At 37.3% G+C, this 18,763-nt stretch carries 7 protein-coding genes; 2 read left to right on the top strand and 5 right to left on the bottom strand.

What is annotated here, in order from left to right; all coding sequences use genetic code 11:
* Nucleotides 1-6 precede the first annotated feature (6 nt).
* The 3 genes from AC5SR4_RS05445 to AC5SR4_RS05435 form a co-directional block, all read right to left on the bottom strand.
* A complete protein-coding gene (locus AC5SR4_RS05445) occupies nucleotides 7-3,615 on the bottom strand; it encodes a TonB-dependent receptor (protein WP_495358519.1) in 3,609 nt (1,202 codons plus the stop codon).
* A 140-nt stretch (nucleotides 3,616-3,755) separates the two neighbouring features.
* Entirely contained in the window at nucleotides 3,756-4,910 is a 1,155-nt protein-coding gene (locus AC5SR4_RS05440) for a FecR family protein (RefSeq protein ID WP_495358518.1), read from the bottom strand.
* A 209-nt stretch (nucleotides 4,911-5,119) separates the two neighbouring features.
* Nucleotides 5,120-5,704: an RNA polymerase sigma-70 factor gene (locus AC5SR4_RS05435; RefSeq protein ID WP_495358517.1), complete on the bottom strand. Its 585-nt coding sequence runs from the start codon at nucleotides 5,702-5,704 to the stop codon at nucleotides 5,120-5,122.
* 347 nt (nucleotides 5,705-6,051) lie between these two features.
* Between AC5SR4_RS05435 and AC5SR4_RS05430 the strand changes: the two genes are divergently transcribed.
* Together AC5SR4_RS05430 and AC5SR4_RS05425 are read left to right on the top strand one after the other, a co-directional pair.
* Nucleotides 6,052-6,420: a DsrE family protein gene (locus AC5SR4_RS05430; RefSeq protein WP_495358516.1), complete on the top strand. Its 369-nt coding sequence runs from the start codon at nucleotides 6,052-6,054 to the stop codon at nucleotides 6,418-6,420.
* Nucleotides 6,421-6,446: 26 nt separating this feature from the next.
* Nucleotides 6,447-6,809, top strand: coding sequence for a rhodanese-like domain-containing protein (locus AC5SR4_RS05425; protein WP_495358515.1), 363 nt, complete (start codon nucleotides 6,447-6,449; stop codon nucleotides 6,807-6,809).
* Here the strand turns inward: AC5SR4_RS05425 and AC5SR4_RS05420 are convergent.
* Nucleotides 6,806-7,678 (bottom strand): helix-turn-helix domain-containing protein, encoded by an 873-nt coding sequence (locus AC5SR4_RS05420; RefSeq protein ID WP_495358514.1) that lies wholly within the window; start codon nucleotides 7,676-7,678, stop codon nucleotides 6,806-6,808. The two genes, AC5SR4_RS05425 and AC5SR4_RS05420, sit on opposite strands and share 4 nt — an antisense overlap.
* Nucleotides 7,679-7,810: 132 nt before the next feature.
* Nucleotides 7,811-18,760, bottom strand: a complete 10,950-nt coding sequence (locus AC5SR4_RS05415; protein ID WP_495358513.1) for a Tc toxin subunit A-related protein — start codon at nucleotides 18,758-18,760, stop codon at nucleotides 7,811-7,813.
* Between the last annotated feature and the right edge of the window lie 3 nt (nucleotides 18,761-18,763).

Raw genomic sequence — 18,763 nt, 5'->3', positions numbered from 1 at the left:
ATTTTTTTAAAATGTTAAGTTAACACCAAACGTATATGAACGTGCCCTTGGGAATGAAGATCTATCCAAACCGGGAGTAAAAGGGTTGCTACTGGAATTAACCTCTGGATCGTATCCCGAATATTTGGTCCAAATAGCTAGATTTCTACCGGTTGCAAACACTCTAAATTTAGATAGCCCAACTTTAGAGATTAATTTTTCTGGTAAACTGTAACCTAAGGTTACGTTGTTTAACCTAAGGAACGACCCATCTTCAATGGCCCAATCGTGAATAACCGCAGCGGCTACACCATGACTGGCATGCGACCAAATGGTTTTGCCTTGGTTTAAGTCTCTTAACTGTTCTAAATCGGTAACAATGCCACCTGGGGTGCCTGTGTAGGAACCATCAATATCTAGATAGGTAAACCTGTTTTCCAAACTCATGGTTTGTAACAAGTTACCATTAGTAATTCTTCTAAATTGGTTGAATTGTATTTTACCGGTATTGTAAACATCATTACCTACTTGGTAGTTAAAGAATGTTGCCAAATCGAAGTTTTTATATCTTACGTTAAAACCAAAACCACCTTGAAAATCGGGCAGGGCATTACCAATAACTTTACGGTCAAAATCATCAGAAATAATACCATCGCCATTCAGGTCTTTTAGTTTTAATACCCCTGGGCGTAATGTGTTGCCCACGGTACCAGAAGAATTGGCAATACCATCTTTTAGAATATAGGTGCCAGTTGTTTCGTCATAGCTTTCAAAATCGTCTACCGAATAAAAACCATCGGTTACAAAGCCATACATGTTACCTATTTTGCCACCAAGTTCTAATTGGTAATCGTTTCGGTTTCTTAAATCGGTACTGGCCCAGTTAGATTGTGCAAATTTAGATTGTGTACCATCCAACCTTTCAATGGTCAATACGTTTCTACCAATATTAAGGCTTGCCGATAATGTAAAATCTGGTTTGTCTACTATAAAACCTGTTACACCAAGTTCTATACCTTGATTGGCCGTGCTACCTATATTGGCATATTGTTCGTTAAACCCAGTATTGCTTGGAATGGCTTGTGTGTAAAGTAAATCGCGTGTTTCATTTCTATAGTAATCAAAATTACCTCTTAAGCGTTTATCAAACATGGCAAAGTCCAACCCGTAGTTACTAGTTACAGTAGTTTCCCATTTTAGGTCGGGATTGTAAAGCGAACTACTTTCGGGTTGGTAGTAAACATTGTCTACGTTACCAAAACCAGGACCTCTATTGGTGGTGCCTTCAAAAAGAAATTGAGTTAATCCCGATCCAATACGGTCGTTACCGGTTTCACCGTAACTAATTCTAAGTTTTAGCTCATCAAGAAATTCCACATCTTTTAAGAAGTTTTCTTGTTCTAGTTTCCAGGCGAATGCCAATGCCGGAAAGATACCTAATGAGTTCTCTCTACTAAATTTACTGGATTGATCGGCTCTAGCAGTAAGTGTAAAAATATACTTGTCTTGCAATTGGAAGTCGAAGCGCCCAAAGAAAGATTTTCTATTGGAATCGGTAAACACGGCTCCAGCTATCCTATCAACATCACCAAACTGCATGTTGGCAAATAATTCTTCGGGGGTAATAGATAGTCTAAAGTTTTCGGCTCTAATAAAATTGCTTTTACCGCCACTTGAGGATATTTCATGCCCCACTAATATATCCAATCTAGAACCTGTCCAGTCTTTTATATAGTTTAAAGTATTAATCCAACGGTAGCTATGGTCATCTCTGTTAGAGCGTTGCCCAAGTGGTAAACTACCACCATTGTTAAAAGATTCACTTGTTAAAGGCCCATAAAACCTTAAATCTTCTTGAAACCCTTTAGAACGGGAAAACGAGGATTTAGCAGTAATATTATCGGTAACCTTCCAGGTTAAAGCCGCATTGAAAACATAATCATGATCGGTTCGTTTACGCCAATCTTGTTTAACCAATTCGTTAGGATTGATTAACCCTAATAAAAATTGTTGGAAATCATCATCGGAGTTCACTTGGTTAAGGTCAATATCCAACTCATCAGCAATACCATTTACAGGTCTTGTTTGCACCGCATCCTTAATACTCAATTGGCCACTGGATGTTCCAGCACCATCTTTAATGGTATTGGTAATCCTGGCTTGCGCATCAAAAGAGAGTCTGTCTGAAATTTTTTGGTTTAATTTAAAATTAATAGCTGTTCTTTCGTAAGCAGAACCTGTTAACAGACCTTCATCGGCATTGTGCGAGATACTTAAATTCATTTTGGTCAATTCAGTACCTCCGCCTATAGACAGGTTGTGGTATTGTGAAAGTCTGGAACCTCCAAACAATTCATCTTGCCAATCGGTTGCTTTTCGGTTTTTGTACAATTCTAAATCGTCGTATTTACCAAAAAACCTTTCAAAACCTTCAACAGCTGTTTCGCCTCTAAGCGCTTGGTATTCGTAATTGGCCAATACAAATTCATATGGACTCAATACTTCATATTTTCTGTCTTGAGGTAGCTCATTAAATTGAAAGTAGTTGTTATAGTTAATTGTTGTTTTTCCAGCAACAGGCGATTTTGTAGTTACTACAATAACCCCGTTAGATGCTTGCGCACCATAAACCGCAGTAGCTGCAGCATCTTTTAAAACATCTATACTGGCAATATCGTTTACGGGAATGTTATCTATACCACCCACAATAAAACCATCTACTACAAATAAAGGACTGTTGTCTTGAGATAATGATGTACCGCCCCTTACTCGAATTCTAATATCTGCTCCAGGTTCTCCGTCGGCAGTGGTTACGTTAACACCAGGTAACCTACCAGCCAAGGCCTCGGCAGCATTAGATATAGGAATGGTGGCAAGTTCTCTACTGCTAATACTGGCAGTAGCTCCTGTCATATCTGCTTTTCTTACTTTACCGTACCCGTAATCTACTATCACAATTTCGTCTAGTTGACTTACGTCTGGTTCCATGTTTAAATTAATAACAGTTTGGTTATTAACAGGAACCTCTACGGTTTTGTAACCTATATAAGAAAACACCAACACAGCGTTGGAAGGGTCTCGTAATGTTAAATTATAATTACCATCAAAATCGGTTTGTGTACCGTTTGTGGTACCATTTTCAATAATATTCACTCCGGGTAAAGGAACACCGTTTTCATCTAAAACAGATCCATTAACCCCAGTTTGCCGTTTTATTGCAGTTTCAGCAGTTTCATTTTCACGATTCACCAATGCTGTTGATGTTGTAGTTGCAGTTGCTACTTTTAAAACAATTTGCTTGTCTACAAGTGTAAAGGAAAGATTAGAGCCTGCAAATAACCTTTTTAATATAGACGATACACGTTCGTTATCGGCTTTTATAGAAACTAATCTTTTGTAATCTACATCGTCATAATTGTATAAAAACTTAAAATCTGTTAGCGATTCAATTTGATTGAGAACGCTTTCTAATGTAATATTTTCGACATCAAGAGAAATTTTAGTTTTTTGACCATACGATTCATTCGCCTGAATCTGAAATAAAGAAACTATCAATAAAAACGTAGTTAGTTTCATTTTTAAGTCAAATTTTAAGGATAAAGAGGGCAGCCCCTTTATCTTAAGTACTTTTTTCATATTTTTGTTATGTATTAGGTGATTAATTAATTTAATCACTACAAGTAGTAGGCGGAAGGTGTTGGTAGCATCTTCCGTTTTTTTATAGTGATCTTGTCTTAGTTCAGTTTGGTTTTTATGTCATAGGAAAGTCGGTTTTATTAGTTAATAATTATTTTATTGTTTTCTATAGTATAGTCGATAGTATGGTTTTCGTTAAAAGATTCAAATACCTGTTCAATAGTTTCTATATCAAAACTAGCAGCAAAGTATTCGTTGCCCAGGGCTTCATTATTGTTAATGATGGTTACATTATAATGGCGCTCTAACTTTTTAATGATGTTATTAAAAGTCATGTGCCTAAATATAATTTTACCGTTTATCCATGAGGTGCTCATTTCCACATCGGCTTCTTTTACGGTAATTTTATGGCTTGTTTTATCCCAAACGCCTTTGTAGCTGGGTTTAAGTAGGGTTGCCGTTTTTGAACTGTAGGGCATGTCTTTATTGTAAATACTAACGGAGCCCTCAACCAATACGGTATTGATGTCTTCGTCTTCAGGATAGGAGCTTACGTTAAATTGGGTTCCTAATACTCTAATATCTACTTCGTTGGTATTTACAATAAAGGGGTGGTTAACATCTTTGGCAACATTAAAAAAGGCTTCGCCATTTAAGAACACCTTCCTGTTTTTTCCTTTTATAAATTTTACAGGGTACTTTATGGATGTTCCAGAGTTAAGGTTAACTTCGGTACCATCAGATAATTGTATTTTAAATGTTTTGCCGTAAGGTACTGTTAATGTGTTGTATGTTAGTTGGTTGTTGTTAGCTGTTGTTTGTTGTTGGTTAGGCATGTTGTTACTATAAGCTATTTGTTTGCCAGTTTGGGTGCCTATAACATTTCCTTTTGCATCTAATAGTTTACTGGATCCATCTTCATTTATAATTTGTATAGATCCATCTTCATTTTGAAGTGTGATATTTTCAGATGGAATGATAATTTTAGAAGTATTTGAAAAGCGTACTTGCTGGAAAACATACCCTAATGCCAAAAAAAGTATAACTACAGCTGCATATTTTAAGTAATTTTTGAATGTATGTTTTTTTCTGCGTTCTTTTTTAATGATATGCGATTCTATTTTAGACCATGAATATTCGTTAAAATCTTCCAGATCGTTTGGATAAAGTTTTAATAAAGCATCTTTGTTAACTTGGTAAGAGTCCAAAAAAGCCTCTAATAACTGAAGTTCCTCTGGTGTACATTTATTGTTAATGTACTTTGTAAAAAGCTTTTTTGCTTGCCTTGCGTTCATTTTTCAGAAATAATAATTGTTTAAAATTTAGGCCTTTATTTTGGGCTATTACTAATAAGTAACAAAACTTAATGGGGAGTACACATTAAAAACGTACTTTTTTTTAATTATTGATAATTTTAATTTAAGGAAAGTGGAGTGCGTTTATCAAAATTATTTGATAATGTTCTAATATTTAGAAAATTATAAGGTGTGATGTTACTTAAATTTTAATCGTCATCTAAATTTTCGTGTAAGCAAATAAAATAAAAAAGGCACTCATTGTTTTTAAGATCTTTTTTAATAAAGGCCAACGCTCTGGATATTTGATTTTTTACGGCCTGTAAGGATATATTGAGTTCTTCTGAGATTTCCTTATTGGATTTATATTGAAAACGGCTCAACTCAAAAATTTCCCTACAGCGCTTGGGCAATTTTACAACCGATGTGTGTATGGCTGCCTCAAGCTCATCATATTCCATTTTTTTGCAAGCACTTACAGAAATGTCAATAATGTTTAACCTCGATAAATCTTCCTTATCAAACTTTTTATCCCTAAAGTAGTTGAATATTTGGTATTTAACGGCCCTGAATAGGTAGGATTTGGCATCTTTAACCACAATATCTTTTCGTTTGGACCAAAAATCAATAAATATATTTTGGATAATATCTTCGCAGGTTTCCTTATCTTTTATTACATTAAAAGCATATAGAAACATATTTTCAGCATACATATTATGCAGCTTTTTAAATGCAACGGCATTATCCAGTTTAATTTGATTAAGAAGCTCTTTATCACTATCTGATCGTAACATCTTATTTAGAAACTATTAGCGTTTTTTTTATAAAATTAAATAATTTACTTATTTAATAATATAGTTTTTTAGTTAAAGTTGATTTTTTAAAAATAGGATATTTTTTACATCTATTCAAATATTAGCTACTTTATGCTAAATTTTTATACCTATAGCATATTGCTTTTCCTTTTAAATAGTATTTAAAATAAGTGGTTTAACCTATGCCACATAGAGGGTTATGTTAAAAAAAAGCTTTGAAAAAGCACCTGAACCTTAGGGGCAATTTAATGAACTTTCCAGAACATTCATTCTTTAAAAGGCGCCTTTACTTTGTGACATTATTAAACCATAAAAATTTTATAATCATGAGTACAAAAAAGAAAGTAGTAGTATTAATTAGTAGAGGTATGGATGACGAACGCGCATCTGTAGCATGGAGCATTGCCAATGGGGGCATAAAATCTGGTCAGGAAGTTAGCATATTTTTAGTGAGCTCTGGCGTAGACTGGGTAAGAAAAGGAGCCTATAACCATGCGCACCTTAACCCTAAAGACCCAACCATGAAAGATATGATTGAAACCGTACTGCAAAATAAGAGTAGAATTATGGTATGCCCACCATGTTCTGCAGTTAGGGGTTATACACCAGAAGATTTAATTGATGGTATTGAATTGGTAGGCTCTGCTGCGTTGCACCAGCTTATTCTTGAAGGTGCTGAAACCATTTCTATTTAAAAAATGTCACATTAAACATTAAAGTTATGAATGTTAAATTTTCAAAAGAGATAATAGCACAAGTTGAAGCAAAGCGATTAGATACTATAATTGCCGAAAACCAATTTACCATTATAGATGTTAGATCGCCACAGGGTATAGAAAGTCAGGGAGCTATTCCAAGGGCTATTAATTTACCTTTAGAAGACCTTAAGGTAGCTGTTGAGAACAGGCACACAAATCCCAATTCATTATTTAACAGCGAAGGTCCGTTTTTGTTTTGCTGCACTGGGGGAGTTATGTCTTACATGGCGGCCATTCATGCCCAAGAGCACGGCGTAAAAGGAGTACATAATCTAGAAGGCGGCCATGCCGCTTGGTTAAAACTAAAAAACGCCCAAGTTGTTTAAACAACTTGGGTTTTTTGTTGTCGCCAGCTATTTGGGGTTACACCATAGGTGGCCTTAAAACTTCTATTAAAGTGGGAGTCGCTTTCAAAACCACAATCGTAACATATTTGTTGTATAGTAAAATTGGTGCTTACCATAAGTTCGCGTGCCAATTGCAGTCTTTTATTTAATAACCATTTAGCAGGCGTGGTATTATAAACTTTTTTAAAATAGCGTTTAAAAGACGATAGACTCTTGCCACAAAGCCGGGCAAACTCATCAACTTTCAAGTTGTAAAAGTATTGTTCTTCCATAATTTTTTCAACCGTGTATCCAGACTGTAGTGATAGGGTATAAAGCACATTTTTTATGGCCGTATTACGGGGGTCTAAACAAATATTCAAGAGCATTTCCCTAAATTTTAACTCAATAATCTTTTGGGGGGTTTTACTGGGCTGTTTCAAGTAAGAGAAAAAGGAATGGTATAGTGCTAATAGGCTTTCATTAATATTAACACGATATACAAAATCGGGGTTATCTATTTTTTGGAAGTTTTCAATCTCGTTTCCAACATCACTTTCCATACACCGCTTTATAAAATCGTCTTTCATAAAAAACATAAGTACACAAAAGCTTTCCTCGAAATACTGTTGGTTTTTAAAGGCGCCTTTTCTAACAAAAATGGACTGGTTTTCCTTAACCATAAAATCGGCAGCGGGTGTAATCCATTTTTTTTGTCCGTTTAAAACATAAACAATGCTATGGCATTCCGACCAAGCATCAAAAAGTTCCTCCTTTATTGGGCATTTAAACTCAACAATCAAATAATCGTCCCCTATAATTTTATGATATCCGGGAGTTTCTAAAAAATGTTTATAAGAATCGAACATCTTTTATGGGTTAATACGGTTAGCATCCTAAAGATAGTAAAAAAAGGATGAAGCGTTGGTCAAAATATAAAAAAGCTAGATGGCCCCTTTGGTTAAAAACAGTATGTAAACTGCTTGGACAAAGGGGACAACTTATCTTTTTATTGTACCGTTATATGGAATTACTAAGATAATATCCAGGAGCTTAGAACTATCTATAGTTCCCGAAGCGCTAATGTCCCAAGCCTTATTTAGCCCTTCACCAGGTTTTACTTTCCCAGAATTTACCGTACTGCCATTTACTTTTAACCCTGTGGGGTTATAGGAACCATCTGTCGATCTAATAAAAACGCTAATATCACCATTTGGAGAATCAATAACTTGCGAGTTTGCTTCTATATTAGCTGGATACTGTATGGTATCCATTGCCAATGATCCCGATTTAGGAGGGGAAGATGCTATGAACTCATTCCATGCCTGATTAAATTGTTGCTTAATGCTTACACTTATAAATCCACTGTATTTATTTATTTTAGGAAGGCTCATTACCTTTTGGGAAAATTCTAAGCCACCATCTTGCGCAGTATAATCAATATAAAGAATACAATCTGAAATAGTTTTTATATCGAATTGATTGGTGCCTTGTGGAATGCGTAATTCCCATTTAGAAACCGCTCCAGTTCCTTCAAAGGGTAGGTAACGGCTGTCATTAAAATTAAGCTCAAATAACCCACTATCATGATTGGCTTTTGAAATGGCTATTTGCTGATTTGAGTTCCAATTTTGGCGCAATGAATATTCGGGTGGTTGTGTGTCATTGTTACTACCATTTAATAAAAATGATACCGTGTCAATATCTGGTGCTACCACAACGCTATTTGACTGTTGTATTAACGACGCCTTTAGGGTTTGGTAGGGCCCCACAACCGCAGGTACAGTTATAGATACCGATTTTATCTTACGGTTGTAGTGTCCTGGGAAATCATAATCATATAATTGCTCATTTAAATTAATATAACATTTTCCAGTGGTAATGAGCCTGTTAAATTCTAATGGATCGATCTCTTTTAACGATACAACTTTCTGGATCTCCAAATATCTAACGTGCTTATCAATATATGCTTTTTCCAGTTTGTCAATACTGTGCATTAATTTTTCTCCAGCAAGCAGTCCTTTTTTGCTACTATCCCAGTAGCCATACGATATAATGGCATCGCTGGTATTCAATTCATAATAATAAGCCATCTGTGCTTTATTGGCAAGGTCATAGGCCATATTATAGGCTTCGTAATATACTGTACTAATTTGCCCGACCATCCATTGATATAATTCTTGATTGGTAAACTTACCCTTATAGAAATCCTGCAAATTAGCATTGTTGGTAATGGTCTGTTGGTGTATTTCCAATTCTTTTTGTGCATTTTGTTGCCGGATTGTGTTGATGGCTTGTTGCACCTCAATAGATACTACATCCGCTTGTGCTAATTTAAGCTGTAGGGTCCATTCTTCTTTTCGTCTTTGGTAAGAAGCAGATGTGGTGGTCATACTAGAAGTAAGGTTTTTGATATTACTGACACTGCTCAATATAGAGGCACCAGATTCTATAGCACTACCAGGTTGAAAATCACCATCCGCAAAGCCATATACCGTAGGAATGAGATGTGCAATTGCTGCTGCTGCATGTAATCCGGCTGCTGGAATTTCAACATCAATTGCTGTTTGGCTTAAAGATAAAGCTTCTGCTTCTAAATGAGATATAGGTTTGTTTATCAATTCAGCATAGTAAGAAACCCTTGTATTGGCGCTAATTAAACTTTGTTCCAAGACATCGGCCTGTTGTACCAGTTCTTGTATGTTTTGCTCTTTGATAGAGGTTGTTAATTCCAAAATCGATAATTCTTGACCTGCCCGAAGCAATGCCAAAGCTTCAGCATCATTCTTTTCTAGGGCAGAAAGTATCTGCCTTCCAAAATCTATAACACGCTGTGAAACATTTCTGGCATACATGATCATTTTATCAAATCGGTAATAAGGAATAGCAATAGAGGTGCTTATGGGCACGTCGGCAATCGATAGTCCTGTAGCTCCCGCTGCAACAAGTACCATGGGATCAATAGGTGGTTCAAATAAGGCCAATGTTTGTTCTTGTCCCTTAATGTTTAAACAATGGCGAATGTCATATAAGCGGGTGTCTACCAAATTGTAATTGTCTGGTAGTTCAGGATTTTCAGGAAAGCAAAAATAGAAGTTCGATATAGCAGATGAGAGTGCTTTGGTTGCTTGCACATTTATATTAATAGGGAGTTGCATATCTTCTATGTCTATAATAAACTGTGGAATCTTGGTTCCATATTCTGTTTGGATATCGGTCAAGTTCATTGCTTTTTTCGTTTCAAAAGATCCTGTTAATTCTGGTCGTTTGCCCAAAAGTTCTTTAGCCAGCATATATAACATTTCCGCTTGGGTAATCGTTTCCCAGGTATACTGGCTAAACAAATTGTCGCCCCAATTCAGTAGGTTCTTTATATAACTCATTACCGTTTTCTTCTCAAAAGCCCCTGGTCTTAAATAGGCTATGGCCTCTGGGTCAAATGGATTTAAATCATAAGTTTGAACTTGATCTTTAGAATTTTTTCCGCCATCTGTTAGTATATAAACAATATCTTCCGGTGCCCCAAGGCTTCTAAAATACCCTAGTTGCCAAAAGCGGTCGTTGGAAACATTGTTTGAGGTCGGGTTAAAAATATACTCATACCAAGTTTTGGCATCGTCAAATTTTTGGTTTACACCCAGTAATTGGGCTACCAGCATAGGAATGTGATAAAATAATTCCCAATAATACTTTCCATATGCTGCTTGTGCAGATAGGTCTGAAGCTCCAATATATTGTGCATTGTTACTGTATAAATAATCGGCACCACCAATAAAGAGATCTTCATTAAATGCTTGAATGCGTTGGCCGTTTATAGTTTGTATGGTATTTAAATCTGTGATGTTTGCAGTCGATATCGGTTCTGGGTCTGTGTACATACTAAACACAGAAAGCACTTTTGAAGTAGAAAACGCGGTATTTATAACAAACATATCTGCCATCTGCCCATGGGCATAAGTTGTTCCATCACCACCAATGGTTAATTGTAAGCTTCCATTTAAAGGCGGAATGTTATTGCTTTTGTTATCTAACTTGCCATTTACATAAATAGATTGTACAGCAGCCTTGGCATCATAGGTAAATACCAAAAAGGTCCAAGTATTACTGAGTATGGGTGTGTTTCCTGCTGTATCATTACCGTAAAACCCAAAATATGCTTTTTGGTCCCTTATCAATAAGCGTAATTCCTCATTATTTTTATTAACATACCCCGAAGGTAAAACGGGGGATAGAATGGGCCAGTCGCCTGTTTGGGGGATTGTACAATTAATCCAAATACCAAAGGTAAAGCTTTCATTAAACCAAGTGTTAAAATATAGGGCATTTGGTGTGTCAGTTGTATAGCCACATGGTAAATTAATACCACCTGCAAAGTCGGCCCCTAAATCCATTACTGTTCGATTACTAAATAAACCGGTACCATCTGGGTTTGTAACGCCCTTAGGTGGTGAGCCTCCATAAAGAGGATTGTTTTTTCTAATGTCGTCCTCTGTCGTCAATAACCACATCACCCTAGAATGAAGGTCTAAAATTTCATCAATAGGGATAGTTAAAGAGCCATTAGTTGTTTCTAACGTTCCACCACTTGTAACGGCAACATCAATGGAAACATTGGCTATATTCAAGAACAAGCTATGGGTATCAAAAGGGTCTTTTGTATCCAAAAATTGTGCTACATAAGGCGCTAAAGGAAGTGATACTTCCAGAGGAGCTTTGCCATTGGGTATAACTACAAAATCGAGTGCATTGGTAGGATCTGGAACTTGATGTGGGTTGGTCCATTTCCCATTATTGGTTTGAAAGGCATAAAATATTTTTGTACTGTAATTAAATGTTTTTGTTTTGCCATATTGTGAGTTATCTTTACCACTGGTGGTTACTTGTTGCTTAGAAAACTCTACCCAAAATAGATACGGCCTATTGTTGGCATAAAAACAGGCTACACTATCGGCTTTAATACTTATATCTATTTTTTCCCAATTGCTCCAATTGCTCCAATGGTTTGGTGTGTCTGTTGCATTATTGGCAATTGCAGTGCGAAGGTAAAAGCTACTATTACTGTTTTTTAGTTTGGCAAATACAAAAAAGGTGTCTTGGGTGACGTAATCCCCGTTAATAAAATTCACTAACGATGCCATACAATTTGCAACTACTGTAAGATTTGTAAGTGCTTCTAATTCGGTAAAATATAACTGGTAAGATGCTATGGCGGTTTCGTTGGTTAGATTGCCCTGGCTAAGCTTGTTTTGAAGATCGGCATAAGGGGTAGAACGGTCTTTTCTAAGTGCAGGATCATAGTAGTTTTCTGGATATAGAAAGACTTCCCTATTCGCTTCCCAAATACGGTAGTGCGACATCCAGTCCCATTCAACATCAGCAGTATTCATCACATTTTCGCTACCAGGGTAGTCTCTATTAATGCTAGCTTCGGGTTCCAAGTTCATACGGCAGCGCTCTATGTAAAGTTGTAAACTGTTAAGGGCCGCTTTTACAGGAGAGATACTTCGGCAACCGCTTGCTGCTACATCAATAAGTAGCAATTCATAAAGGCTGTCAAGGGTATTAATATCTGTAAAATCCTTTTGCAGGTACCAAAGCATATAATAGGCTAGGGCATCTCTTTCATGAACTAAAAACTTACTACGCAAAGTAGCATATAGGTCATTCCATTCTGTCTCAGTTTTGCCTGTTTGAAGCGCATTTTCCAATCGGTTTGCGTAGGAACTGTAGGTTTGATATGCTGTACTATTGGTTTCGGTATTGGTTGAGGTATTAGGAACCACCATGCCTGTTTTTGCCAGCTTAATAAAATCCAACAGGAATGCTATACTCACACCCAACTTATCCGCTAATTTAAAGCAAGATTGTACAAAACCAAACCAGCTTATATCGTGTTTCCTACCATAAAATACCGATGGTAAATCATTTAAGTTATAACTGTGTAACATTAAGTTGTCATTATCCATAACCATCGATAAGGGTTGTTGGGAACGAACATCTAATGCCTGTGGAACAAACTGTTGCTTTAATACAAATTCCCCGTTTTGAATGTAATAGACATAGCATTTAATACTAGCATCGCAAACAACAAGGGTTTCATTGTCTAAAACCGCAGAGCATGGAAATTTAAAGTCGGGGTTTGATAATGTTAACGGTTCAGATTGTTGCAGGGTACCTATTCCAGTAACATATTTAATAGCTTCTCCCACCATTACCACCACTTGGCCATTTGTAGAAACACTTTGGGCACTTATAGATACTTTTAAAAGCTCCTTGGCATTGGTAATATCATAAACAATAGCTTGTCCCGAATTGGTGTTTAAGGCAAGTATGTTATTCACGATATTACCAACAAATCCACGCGTGGCAATTACTGGAAATTCAGGGGTTTGTTGGTACACCCATTTTTTAGAGGCGGGGTTGTATTTAAAAATACACATGCGCCCCTTAAAAGCACTAAGGTCTTCCAATGCTACAACAAGAGTATCGTCATAAATACCCAAACCATATCCAAAATTATATCCAGTTTGGGTTCCGGTAGGGGCAGTTATTTCTATTGGCGCCTTCCAAGTGTCGTTTTTAAAATCGTATTCGTATATAAAAACAATTCCCAAAAAGTTTGAGCCACTGGGTTTGGCTTTATAATCGGAGGTAATGGCAAGTAGCTGTTTTTTGTTATTGGTTTCGCTATACTGTATAGCCACCATTTGCCCAAAAGTGGTATACGATGCATCGGGTGCTTTTATAGGGCTCTTAAGTGGTGCCCAAGTGTCTCCTTTAAGCTCATAAAAGCACAAGGTCTTAGAGGCCATAGACCCGAGTACTGCATAGTTTTTGCTTATGGCAAGACTTGATATAACAAGGTCTTTAGAAGGGCTTTCAATAGCGTTGAACAATTCCATATCACACTTCCATGCAGATAACTCAAGAAGCCCCTTATCGTCCCAATCCGTTAGGGGTGCAATATAATCTTCTAAGGAAGAGCGATCATCTGGCAGGTAAAAATAATCAGAGAACGACATGGTTGCTGTTTGGTACTGTGTATTCAGCTCTTTAAAAAGCATGATGGGCTTTAGCTGTTCAAGGCTAAAAGTCATATAGTCATTAGGCTGCCACCCTTTAAAAAACCTTGGAGCATTAGCAATCAGGCACTTATATTCATCATCGGTAATTTTAAAAGTGTTTACGGTGTATAGTAAACGCCCTAGGTCTTTAATGTAGTTTTCAATTTTTATAAGCACATTAGATGTGCTTAAAGCAATAATATTATAAACGGCCACTTCAACAAAATCCCCTCTTTTAAGCAGTACGACCTGTCTATCACTGTCTTCTCTAAAAAAAGTTTGGGGAACGCCTTCCACAAGATCTTTAATAACTTTTAAGGGCACAAGGTACTCGGGGTCTTTGTTAAATTGATAACTTTTATGGTGAATGCCTTTATGTGTGGGCGGTAACTTATAAACATCAATAGTTTCCTCTCTGTTATTAAGCAAGAACAACTGGTTGGGCCCGGCATTTATCTGCCATTGCTTGGTGGCTTCATTACCATTGTTCAACACATTATTGATAACGGTTGTTTTTGGAAGCTCAATTTGGTTTTTATAAAACTGGTTTCTTAAGTTGGCACTTATAAAGGGCGTAGGCCGTTCCAGGTCTAATTTAAATTCTTCCCAATTTAGGCTAAATCGGTATAACAACAGGGTTTGTATATAGTCTAAAAAGTGATCTTCCTTTCCAATATAATCGGCATAGACCGATAGCTGGCGCTTGGATTGATAATAATCAGAAAGGTTTTGCAAGGTTCCCTGTTTTTGTGCGCCCATTACTTTGTTAAGCGTATTTTTAAGCATGGCTATAAGCTGCCATAATTTTACAAAAGGCTTGGAAGCATTATCAGCGGCTTCTGGGTCAAACGCCCGCACTAAGTGATGTGCTGCATCCAAATAGTTAAACCCACTGGGTATTTTAACATTATATGTTATTTGCCAAAGGGAGTCCCCATCATAATTTCCAGATAGGTCTCCAGCAATGTCACTGGCTTTTAGTATGCCTTGCCCCTCATTTAAGGGCCAATAGTTAGTATTTCCATCTATGATGTCCCCTGTAGTTAGGGAGGCAACATTCGTGTAATACAATTTGTTTATTTGCTCAACTGTAAGCAAATCGTTAAATACCCTTAGCTGTGCCACCTGAAATTGGGCCGTATCCCCTTGGTCACCCGTTCCAAGAACACATTTGGTGTTGGCGGGTATAGACATATCTTTGGTTGGTGTAACCTTACCGTCTAAAGAAATACTGGGAATGGTTACCAGCTCTCCATTAGCTTTGGTTCTAAACGATACCACCAGAAAATGCCAATTGTTGTCTTTAGGCAAATCCAGTTTAACGGTCTTACTATTATAAGACAGGATAATTTGGGCATTTTCAATTTTAACATATATCGATTTTGAAATGGGAAGTATCGTAAAGGTACCTTTAGGGGTAGTTTGCGATTTAAACCAAATACTCAATGATCCTTGGGCCAGGGTTTTGGTAAGTGTTGCATTGGTGGGCACCTGCATGGTCGAAGCCGTTCCATTTGCTAAATTTCCAGCGGTAAAGACCGATGTTAATGGATTTTTACTATAAACAAGTGGGTTGCAGCTTATTAAATTGGAAATAGCTTCAAAATTAAAATTGGGTTGTTTTATTGTAATAATACCCCGGTCGTTAACAACATGGTTATGCGTTAATGTGTTGTAAAAAGTAGTACTTAAGGCTTCGGTAATTAAAACGTTTACCTGTAATTGGGTGGGTTTTAAAGACCATCCCTGCGAAGCATCAGATAAGTTAACGAGCAAATCTGGAATGGCCTTGATATCAAACCCGGGATCTAGGACTATATCTTTAATATTTTGACTAATATATTGTAGCTGAACAGTATCTAAATTATAGGATTTAACCCAGTTGTTCCATGTTACAAGTGTTATAATATCGTCCAGTGTAAAGGTTTTAGAAATACTTGTAATACCAACAAGATCAAACAAAACAAAAAGGTTTTTTATGGGTTCTTGAAGCGTGTTGGATAACAGGGCATAGCGGTAGAGCAACGATAATACAGGAACAGTTAATTCGAGTCCTTCCGAAGTATCTATAGCCGCACTGGCTTCAAGCTTTTTTACAAGGGCCTTAAGGTTAACGGCATCTAAGTTCAAAGATCCCATTAAGCGGGTGGTTAGCTGGCTGTTTTTTTCAGAGCTATCACCATTTGGATACCAAGTTAAATAGGGGTCTGTATAATTTGGATTCAAATCGTATTTGGGGTGGTATGGTGTAGATGTTTCTTCAGACGACTTAAAAAACACTGTTGGTAGGTTAAACACCTCATCAAAAAATGCCTGCGATGTTGCACCAGATCCCATCCCCGAGGTTTTAATATCCTGTAAAAGTGCAGTTAGTTGGTCTGTGGTAACATCAAGGTTGTCCATAAGCCATTGCACGTTTTTTAATGCCGCAATGGTGTCTGTTGTTATGTCTGTTTCCTCCAAGCTTTTCAGTGTCCAATCCAGGTCTTCAAAAGTCCAATTAAGGGCTTGGGCCATTCTAACAAACCTGTTTAAAACATCTAGGTTAGTTGTTCTTAATGGCTGGATCAATGCCTTAATAGGTAATACTTTATTCCAAGTAGAAGCGTCGTTGTACTTCCAGGTCATAATGCCTACATCGTTGCACCCCAATAAGTAAAGGGTATTATTTACAACCGCTGTTTGTATGGTACTGTAAAAGCCCGGTGCATTCCAGCCGGTAGTGTCAGACCATCCAGGAACATTCGTCTCTATTTGTTCCCAAATGAAATTAACTGGATCAAATCGCCAAAACTGTATACCTGTACTGGAGCGAGCTATTAAATATAAAATGTCGTTAAAACCTGCAGACAGTTTTTGTGTTTGTATGGTGGAATAATATTCTGGTAGAGACCACCTATTTTCGTTCGACCAACTGGGTACATTTTGGGCACTAATGGGGGTCCATGTTGGTGATGGGTCCGTTAAAGTCATATAATACGTTTCCATACCCAATAGGGCACGTCCTAACAAAAATAATTTTTCACTAGTACCAACAAATCCTCCAATTATTTGTATTGTTTTATAGTATTTCGGTAAATCCCAATCGCCTGCATCTGTCCATTGTGGAGACTTGGTTCCCAGTGTTGTCCATGCTTTTGCAGAGGCATCAAAAGCATACGTGTCTATCCCGTAGATACCTCTAGCAATTAAATAAATAGTGTTGTTTACAACGGTCGATTTAATAGTTTCATAGTATTGTGGTAAGATCCACCCACCGTTATCACTTAAGGGAGGCATGGTTGATTCTCCTAGGGCAGTCCAGTTAGATGTTTTAATAGGCTGTTCTACATTAAAAGTAAAGAGATAAATCTCAATGCCTTTTTTATACCGTCCCAATACATACAGGGCATCATCCACTACGGCTGTTTGAATGGTGGCGTAATATTGCGCCGCATTCCACCCGTTATCATCCGACCATGGTACATCAGAAGGGCCGTTCTCTGCTACAGATGTCCAAATGTTGGAACCCTCATCAAAATAATAAACAGTCATACCATCAGCAGACCGTCCCAATAGTAAAAGGGTGTTTTGCACAGCAACAACTTTGATAGTTGAATAATACCAAGGTTGGTTCCAACCGCGTGCATCCGACCATTCTGGACTACTGGCCGATATTAATTCCCACTGTTGGGCCGTGCTGTCATATTTCCAGGTGTCTATGCCACCACTACTTCTAGCTATAAGGTATAGATTATTGTTTAAGGTTACTTGCTGTACGGTTAGGTAATAAGAGGGGTCTTGCCAAACACCGCTATCTGGCCATTGGGGGCCATTATATACTACGGGGTCTATACTTAGGTGTTTATCTGTGCCCGCGGTGTTGTTTATAAATAATTGGTTTAGCAAGGCGTCTGTACCCGGCATGTCTTTTTTTATGTTTTGATAGATTAACGATTCCAGTTGGGCCGTGTTTTTAAACCCAATTTGTTTCATAAAAATATCGGCATTGTTTAGGCCTCCCAAATCACCAGTATCAGTTATCCCGGTAAAATGGGGGTTGGGGTTACTGGTTTCTATATAGCCGTAAGACAGGTTGAGGTCTTCAGGAGAAGTTAGTGGTGTTGATAGGTAGGTTGCCTCTTCTGGCGATAATTTTAAATATTCCCTGTTTTGGGCATCGGGGGCAATATTAAATGTGTTATAAACATCGTACAATTCTGTTTTAAAAGCTTCTAAATAGGTTCTTATTTGTTCTAAGGGGGTGTTAAAGGGTAAATTAAACGGATAAACACTTTCTGCCATAGACATAAGGGCGTTGGTAAGCCCAGTGTCTTTGGTTATTTTAGTACTTAAAACAGTATTTACAATTTCAAGATAGGGAACCTCGTTTACGGTCTGTTCACTTGTTAATGGAATGGTCCACAAGTCTGGGCGTCTGGTTTGTAGTTGTAGGGTTTCGTCATCGGGCATTTTAATATATTCATCAATATAACGCATTAAATCCACCAAGTATGCGGCAGGGCTCAATACCGAATCGAACTCAGCGCAGCATACATAGTCCTGACTGCCAAACATCTCGGAATAACTTTCCAGCCCTTGATGGAAGTTTATAATGTTGTTTTGGGTATTTGTAGAGGCCAAGGCTTTATAATGCGGAGACACCTGCCCCCTCACTGTCATAAAATGGTTATCAACTATAGACTTAAGCACCCGGGCTCTTTTTTGTATCCCTTCCACATTATCTGCTCCCAAATCTGCACCATTAATAAGTCCCCTTAATTGTGGCGTTGGCAGCATGGCCAATTGCATGACAGACGATATGCCTTTCTTGACCAATGTTTTGGCCAAAGTGTTTGTAATTCCAATTTTTTTGAGGCGGTTAATTGCTTTTTCTTGTGTTGTCATAAT

It is taken from the genome of Aestuariibaculum scopimerae (genome assembly GCF_059428085.1).
Note: the sequence above shows the minus strand (reverse complement) of the source record. Positions and strands in the feature narration are given on the sequence as shown.

Bases quoted from the DNA above. Each gene is read 5' to 3' on its own strand.
- AC5SR4_RS05445 (WP_495358519.1), bottom strand. From the start codon at position 3,615: ATGAAAAAAGTACTTAAGATAAAGGGGCTGCCCTCTTTATCCTTAAAA.
- AC5SR4_RS05425 (WP_495358515.1), top strand. From the start codon at position 6,447: ATGAATGTTAAATTTTCAAAAGAGATAATAGCACAAGTTGAAGCAAAG.
- AC5SR4_RS05435 (WP_495358517.1), bottom strand. From the start codon at position 5,704: ATGTTACGATCAGATAGTGATAAAGAGCTTCTTAATCAAATTAAACTG.
- AC5SR4_RS05440 (WP_495358518.1), bottom strand. From the start codon at position 4,910: ATGAACGCAAGGCAAGCAAAAAAGCTTTTTACAAAGTACATTAACAAT.
- AC5SR4_RS05430 (WP_495358516.1), top strand. From the start codon at position 6,052: ATGAGTACAAAAAAGAAAGTAGTAGTATTAATTAGTAGAGGTATGGAT.
- AC5SR4_RS05415 (WP_495358513.1), bottom strand. From the start codon at position 18,760: ATGACAACACAAGAAAAAGCAATTAACCGCCTCAAAAAAATTGGAATT.
- AC5SR4_RS05420 (WP_495358514.1), bottom strand. From the start codon at position 7,678: ATGTTCGATTCTTATAAACATTTTTTAGAAACTCCCGGATATCATAAA.